The organism is Candidatus Hydrogenedentota bacterium, from assembly GCA_035416745.1.
In the GTDB taxonomy this organism is placed as follows: Bacteria; Hydrogenedentota; Hydrogenedentia; order Hydrogenedentales; family SLHB01; genus UBA2224.
In genome coordinates, this window is record DAOLNV010000001.1 from 154,592 (window position 1) to 161,333 (window position 6,742).

At 58.9% G+C, this 6,742-nt stretch carries 8 protein-coding genes; all 8 read right to left on the reverse strand.

The window, feature by feature from the left end:
* A partial coding sequence (locus tag PLJ71_00640) for a polymer-forming cytoskeletal protein (GenBank protein ID HQM47158.1) occupies positions 1-356 on the reverse strand: 356 nt, incomplete at its 3' end.
* Positions 357-358: 2 nt separating this feature from the next.
* The gene (locus tag PLJ71_00645) at positions 359-1,357 is read right to left on the reverse strand and encodes a M23 family metallopeptidase (protein ID HQM47159.1); all 999 of its coding nucleotides are present in this window, start codon (positions 1,355-1,357) and stop codon (positions 359-361) included.
* 329 nt (positions 1,358-1,686) lie between these two features.
* Positions 1,687-2,997, reverse strand: coding sequence for a methyltransferase domain-containing protein (locus PLJ71_00650; protein ID HQM47160.1), 1,311 nt, complete (start codon positions 2,995-2,997; stop codon positions 1,687-1,689).
* The gene (locus PLJ71_00655; protein ID HQM47161.1) at positions 2,994-3,542 is read right to left on the reverse strand and encodes a YkgJ family cysteine cluster protein; all 549 of its coding nucleotides are present in this window, start codon (positions 3,540-3,542) and stop codon (positions 2,994-2,996) included. The genes PLJ71_00650 and PLJ71_00655 overlap by 4 nt, the downstream gene beginning before the upstream one ends.
* 55 nt (positions 3,543-3,597) lie before the next feature.
* Entirely contained in the window at positions 3,598-4,098 is a 501-nt protein-coding gene (locus PLJ71_00660) for a universal stress protein (GenBank protein HQM47162.1), read from the reverse strand.
* 31 nt (positions 4,099-4,129) lie between these two features.
* Positions 4,130-5,431, reverse strand: a complete 1,302-nt coding sequence (locus tag PLJ71_00665) for a TRAP transporter large permease (protein ID HQM47163.1) — start codon at positions 5,429-5,431, stop codon at positions 4,130-4,132.
* A complete protein-coding gene (locus tag PLJ71_00670) occupies positions 5,428-5,940 on the reverse strand; it encodes a TRAP transporter small permease (protein HQM47164.1) in 513 nt (170 codons plus the stop codon). Before PLJ71_00670 ends, PLJ71_00665 begins: the two co-directional genes overlap by 4 nt.
* 28 nt (positions 5,941-5,968) lie before the next feature.
* On the reverse strand, positions 5,969-6,742 hold a 774-nt coding region (locus tag PLJ71_00675), incomplete at its 5' end, for a TRAP transporter substrate-binding protein (GenBank protein ID HQM47165.1).

The following is a 6,742-nucleotide window of genomic DNA, read 5'->3' on the forward strand; positions in this document are numbered from 1 at the left end:
CCCGGCGCCTTCATCTGGCACTTGCCTTCGAACAAGACGCCTTCGGCTATGGCGATCTTCGGCGCGGTGATGTCGCCCAGGAGCTTGCCCTTCGCGGTGACCTCGAGGCGGTCATGCGCGAACACATTTCCTTCCACTTCGCCGCTGATGATGATCTGGCCGGCTACGAGCTCGGCTTTGACGCGGCCGGTCTCCTGGATGACGATGGTGTCATCGCAATGAATGCGCCCGGACACCATGCCCTCGATGCGAACCGTGCCTTTTGATTTCAATTCGCCGACGATTGTCGTGCCTTGGCCGATAATCGTAACGACATTGGTCTCGTTGTACGTTTTTTTTCTTCCGGAATCGAGCATAGTTAGTTGACCACAGTAGTTTCGGGATCGATGTTCTTGCCGTTCTTATACACTTCGTAATGGACATGGTAGCCGGTGCTGCGCCCCGTCGTGCCGACCAGTCCGACCTTGTCGCCGCGCATTACGATATCGCCCACCTCGACCACGGACTTGTACAAATGGGCGTACAATGTCCGGAACCCGTAACCATGGTCGATTTCGACGATATTGCCCAGATCGCCGTCACGCTCGGCTCGCATGACCTTGCCCTTGGCTGTCGCCAACACCGAAGACTTGGCCGGCGCCGAGATGTCGAGGCCGGTATGGAACTGCAGCCGCTTCGAGAAGGGGTCCTTGCGGTTGCCGAACCGGGAAGAGAGCTTTCTGCGGGGATCGACGGTAGGAAGGATATTGGGCGTGCAGGCGATGCGCTCGCGTTTTTCCGTCGTGGCCGCCAACAATTCTTGGAGGCTGGCAACGCGCAGGTCGATTTCCTGGATAATAAGGTCGGCGGAAGGCTCTGACAAACCGTATATCCAGTTTGACGGGCGCGTGAGTTCATCCCCGCTCGAAGCAACCATATCGCTGAGGTCCGCCGGCGGGCCGCCTACGCCTCCGACGCCGTCGCGTATGTAGTCGGCGGAGGACCGGACCTTGGCCGGAAGGTCATGTACCTCGCGAATCTGGGACTCCAGTTCGTAGAGCCGGTTCAATTTACTTGTAATGGAATCGATACTCTTCTTGTAATCTTCACGGTACTTGCTTTCGATGGCGGCCAGTTCGTCGGGAGTAATCCCCTCGATGCGGTGGATGACTCCCCCCGCCGTGCGGAGTTGAAAGGTTGCCCGCTCCAGTTCATGCACCTGGGCCTGGGAATAGCGGTAAAGCTGGAAGGTGAATGTGGAGGCAAAGGCCAGGACACAAAAACACGCAACGGTTAACCAGAGGTGAAAGCTGCAGAGACTGAGGTTTCGTGTGGCCCCCTTGCCATGGGGGATCATCATCACGGTCCACTTCTTCATATGGTACGGACTCCCGTGGATGTGAGAGGGCTAACTCTACCTGAATGTGGCGTGGGCACGGAATCTCCCCATTTATGCTCCAACGCGACTCCCCAACTTAATACATGCATCTGCGTTTTAGTTCCCACTACCAAACCGACTATAGCATGCCCCAAAAATGAAGTCAACGAGAGAAAAAGTGCTTACGCAGACAGTCGCGCGCATTTCTCATAAATATCAGTCAGGGCAATAGTTTACCTTCCGCCGGTGCCCCATCGTCCCTCAGAAGCCAGCGCAGCCTGTCCAGACCCACCAACAGATGTTTCGTATCGAGCCGCATGGCCGTTCGTTCAGTCCTGATTCAGCCTCAGTTCAGTAGGTCCGTCTCCCTGTGGGAGATGCCGGCGTTTGGCGGCCTTTACAATAAGCTCTCCCCCTCCGACATAGCAGCATTCCTCGATTTCACAGCCGCACCGCTCCATCTCTTTGCATAACGAGGCCCGAGTATAGTGCATGATATGCTCGTCTGCGTACGCCGTGGGGCGGGCCAGCGCGTAGAGGCGCTCGGTGACAGGCCACCAGAACGTGGCGTAATCGGGTGTTCCAATGACCACGACGCCGCCTGTCCGGCAGACTCGGGCGGCCTCCTGGACGCAATTCAGTTCGGGGGTATGTTCGATGACCTGAGAGCTGACCACGATGTCGAATTGCTCATCGCCGAAGGGCAGCGCTCCGGCGGTGGCCTGCAGGCGGCGCGGCGCCTTATCGCGTAGAAACCGCAATCGGCTGATGTTGATATCGAGCCCGAACATCTCCGGCCGCGTGGTGATGATGCGGCTCGAGCCGCACCCAATGTCAAGGATGCGGCCGGGGCCGTCAGTGAGCCGGCGGATGATCGAGAAGCGCTTGCGCTGCCAATAGCGCTGCAGCCAGATCCGGCTGTCGTAGGCCCGGTAGTCGTAGTCCGGGAAGCCGATACTATTGCGGAGGGCATGCATGCGTTTCAAGGTGCGGAGGCAGCTTCTGAAAAGCCGGAATACCGTCCCCGCTTCCTGGCGATAACGTTTGGACTCATAGTGGAAAGGCAGCTCAATGACGCTGCCGCCCTTGGACATGAACCGCAGGAGAACCTCCATGAGCACGTCGTAGTCTTCACCCTCAATGGGGACGCGGCGAAGCATGCTCGTGCGGTACATGCGCCGTGCGGAAGAGAGGTCGCGAATGGGCAGTGAAAGGGCCGTGCGGTACATCCAATTGAGCGATCTGCTCACCAAGCCGCGCAACCAGGGCATCGTGTACGCGCCGCCCGTCACGTAACGGGAAGCGATCAGCAGGTCGCCGCGGTTACGGCGCCGGCAGAATGCAAACACCAGCGAAGCATCGTGGGGGCTTGGGTTTTCGAGGGTCATCAGCCAGGCGCCGTTGGCTTCCCGGACCGACGCCCGCAGGGCGTCTCCGCAGGTGTTGCGCTCGAGGGGCACTCTCCGTACGGCAAACCCGCCTATGTCTGTCGGCGGCTCCGTGGCGGCGCTGCCGGTCAGGATGAGGAACTCGGCGGTCACATGACACTCGCGCACGAGGGGCGCGATACCTTCCAGGGCCTCAACCGCTTCCTCGACCGGCGCCCCGCTGCACGCAATGGTTACATCTATGGCGCTCATCTGACCTCGATAAACATCTGGATGAAATCCGAAGATTTCTTGCCCGGATACTCACGATTGTTGAATACCCGCACCAAGTCCTCGTAGTCCACTTGATGCCCACAATCCTGGCGGTAGAGCTTGTAGAGGGGTTTTGTCTCGACCACGCCGCCGCGCTGGCGGGGGCATCCCACGTCTTTGTGCAGGGTGAACCCTTTGAACGCGCCGCTCTGCGTTTCCTGCAGCTTGAACGGGTATAACCGGCACAAGAGAGGCCGGTGCTCGTATATTCTGCAGAATCTGGTCTTCTTGTTGAGGAAATGGCAGCCGCGCCTTCCCCGTTTCAACGCCATGAGATACCGTTGTTTGCCGCACATCAGCCATGTGGGGTCCTTTTTGTTGACGCCGCTGATGTCGTCCGGTCCCAGGAATTCCAGAAACACGTATGGGGATTCACCCGTGTTCTTCACAATCCGAATCACGTCCCACGGAGTAGGCAAACAGACCACGTCCGTGCAACAATGGCCACAGCTGTGGCATCTGAATAGAACTGTTTTTCGTCCCATGCGGGCATACGATACGGACTGCGCGGGGCAAAGGCAAATAGACATCGGGGGAACGTCAGGTCCCGTCCTGCACCTGTTTCTTGCGTTCTTTCATCGACAACGGGACGATGAGCACGGCGCATTGGGCTTTTCGGCAGATTTTTTCGGTCACGTTTCCGAAGAGCACCTTGCCGAGCGAACTTCGCCCGTGGCGGCCCATAACGATGAGATCGACGGCCTTTTCTTCAGCGAACTGGAGGATGGCTTCCCAGTCTTTGCCTACGCGGATAACCACTTCGATGTTGACGGATGCTGGAGTGCGCGCGAGGTAGGCTTCTTGTATGTGCTCGTCGATGTCATGCGTAGCCTTCTGGTCGACGTCCTCGACTTCGTAGAGATAGGTTTTCCAGAACTGGGCGTCGGGTTCGGGTATGACGTGGAAGATGTAGAGGATGCTCCCGGGGCGGCGTACGGAAGCATCCAGAGCGTAGTCGAAAGCGAATTCGGCGTTTTCGGAAAAGTCCGTGCAGAACAGGATGCGCTCGTATGCGCCGGTGTCTCGAATGGTTTCTGTCATGGCCTGCACCCCTCTTGTTTGGCCGTAGCATTTACCTCATCAATTTGGGTAGAAACAGGCAGATCCAAGGGAACGCGACCAGCATTGCCGAGGCAACGATGAGTGCCGCCAGAAAGGGCAGCGAACCCTTGAACACCGTTTGCAGGGGAATATCGCGCGCAATGCCGCTTACCACGTATACATTGACGCCCACCGGGGGCGAAATAACGCCCATCTGTGTGACCACGACCATGATCACGCCGAACCAGACGGGGTCGTATCCGAGCTTCTGGACAACCGGGTAAAAGATGGGAACCGTGAGCAATAACAGGGCCAGCGCGTCGAGAAAGCAGCCGCCCACGAGGTAGAAGAGGATGATGAGTGCGATGATCACGAATGGGGGGACGGGAAGCTCCGCCAGGGTTTCGGCCAGTACGGAGGGGATGCGTGTAACGGCTAGAAAATGCCCGAAGATCAAGGCGCCCGCTATGATGATCATAATCATGCAGGACGTGCGAAGCGTTTCGATCAGCGCTTGCACGAAGACTTTCCAGGTCAGTTTCCGCTGTACCAGGGAGACGACGATTGTGCCGGCGGCGCCGATAGCAGCGGCCTCGGTAGGCGTAAACAGCCCGATAAACATCCCGCCCATCACGATGGCAAACAGGATCAGGGTTTCGGACACGCCCGCCAGGGCCTTGAACCGTTGCGCCCACGTCATGGGGGGACTGGGCGGCCCGAGATGGGGCCGGCGTTTGCAGTTCACATAGATGGTAATGCAGAACATCGCGCCGATCATGATGCCGGGGGCGACGCCTGCAAGGAATAATTCGCCAATGGACTGCTCGGTCATGATCGCGTAGACGATAAAGACCACGCTCGGGGGAATGAGCATGGCCAGAGTGCCGCCGGAAGCCACCGTGCCGCTGGCCAGTTCCACATCGTAGTTGTAGCGGCGCATCTCGGGCAGGGCCACGGCCGCCATCGTTGCCGCCGTGGCGGGTCCCGAGCCGCAAATTGCGCCAAATCCCACGCACGCCGCCACGGTGGCCATGGCCAAGCCGCCGGGCAGGGGGCCGAGCCATGCGTAGGCGGTATTGAACAGGCGCCGGCTGATGCCCCCGTGAAACGCGATCTGGCCCATCAGGACGAAGAGGGGGATCACGGTGAGGCTGTAGTTCGAGAACGTTCCGTAGAAGTCGTTTGTGGCCATGCTGAACGCCGCGTGGGGCGATACGACGATGGCGAACCCGACCGTGCCGACCACAGCCATGCACAATGCCACGGGCATGCTGCTTGCAAGAAGCACGACCAACGCCACGCAACCGAGAATGCCGATCTGAATTTCCGTCATGGTTTGATCAACTCCCGGTTGGGATGCAGCATGTTGTGAATAATCACCAAGGTGGTCAAGCCGCACGAGAATGCCAGCATGTGGAGTGTCCAGAACATTGGCACCTGGAGGGTAGGCGTTACCTCGCCGCTCCTGTACATGGAGCTGCCCTGCAGGACGCATCGCCGGCACATCAACACGAACAACACGATGGCCAAAAGCCGCCATGACGTATCGACGATAATCCGGCCGCGGCGCGGGAGCTTGTGGAAGAAGAGCTCGATGGAAACGTGTCCCTTGACCGCCGTGGTATACGGCAACGCGCACGAGATACAGACGGCGCCCGCAAGAGTTACGATGTCGAACGCCCCCGGTAGCGGCGCATTATGCAGTTTCCGCAGTACCACATCGAGGCAGGTTGTCACGACCATGACGCACACCGCGGCCGCCGCGGTGTACGCCATGATCATGATCACAGCCTTCACAATCGCGTTGTACCAGGCGTACAACGCCTTCAGACGGCTAGTCATACGACGGTCGATTCCTTTCCTCGAGAAGTCACCGGTTTGCGGACGCGGCCAGCTTCGCCTGCAATTCGGCCAGGAACTTGTCGCCCGGCAGGTTCTTCTGGGCCATGTTGGCGACGTAGTCATTCAGGATGGGCGCGACTTTCTCGCGCCACCGGGCCTGTTCCGCCTCATCCAGGGTGATGGTTTGCTTCCCGAGGCTTGCGACAAACTCCCGGCCTTCAACATCAGCCTGGTCCCATGCAGCGCCGTGTTTGGGGATCCATTCGGCACTGACCTCGTTGAAGATCTGTTGAATGTCGGCGGGCAGCTTGTTCCATGCATCGAGATTCATCGTGACGAACATCGCCGTGGTGTAGCCGATGCAGGTGCTGTCGATGACGTAGTCGATCACCTCACCCTGTTTCCATCCCTTGAGGGTCTCGATGGGGCATAGCGTCGCCTCCGCGACGCCCTTTTGCAGGGCTTCGTAGGTTTCGGGCTGGCTCATGCCCACGGCGGCGCCGCCAAGACTCTCGACGACTTTCGATGAAAGACCCGTAGCCCGGATTTTAAGCCCTGCCAGGTCTTCGAGCTTGTGTACGGGTTTCTTGGAGGCGAGGATGCCGGGACCGTGGGCGTGCACGTAAAGGAGATGGGTGTCAGCGATCTCGGCTGGCTGGTATTTCTGGATCATCTCATTTGCGACCCGCGTTGCCGTCGACCCGTCGGGGTAGCCAAGGGGCAGGTCGAGGCCCTCAAGCAGTGGGAAGCGTCCGCGAGTGTATGCAAAACAACTCATCCCGATATCCGAAATGCCGTTCAC

Bases quoted from the DNA above. Each gene is read 5' to 3' on its own strand.
- PLJ71_00665 (HQM47163.1), bottom strand. From the start codon at position 5,431: ATGACGGAAATTCAGATCGGCATTCTCGGTTGCGTGGCGTTGGTCGTG.
- PLJ71_00650 (HQM47160.1), bottom strand. From the start codon at position 2,997: ATGAGCGCCATAGATGTAACCATTGCGTGCAGCGGGGCGCCGGTCGAG.
- PLJ71_00655 (HQM47161.1), bottom strand. From the start codon at position 3,542: ATGGGACGAAAAACAGTTCTATTCAGATGCCACAGCTGTGGCCATTGT.
- PLJ71_00645 (HQM47159.1), bottom strand. From the start codon at position 1,357: ATGAAGAAGTGGACCGTGATGATGATCCCCCATGGCAAGGGGGCCACA.
- PLJ71_00670 (HQM47164.1), bottom strand. From the start codon at position 5,940: ATGACTAGCCGTCTGAAGGCGTTGTACGCCTGGTACAACGCGATTGTG.
- PLJ71_00660 (HQM47162.1), bottom strand. From the start codon at position 4,098: ATGACAGAAACCATTCGAGACACCGGCGCATACGAGCGCATCCTGTTC.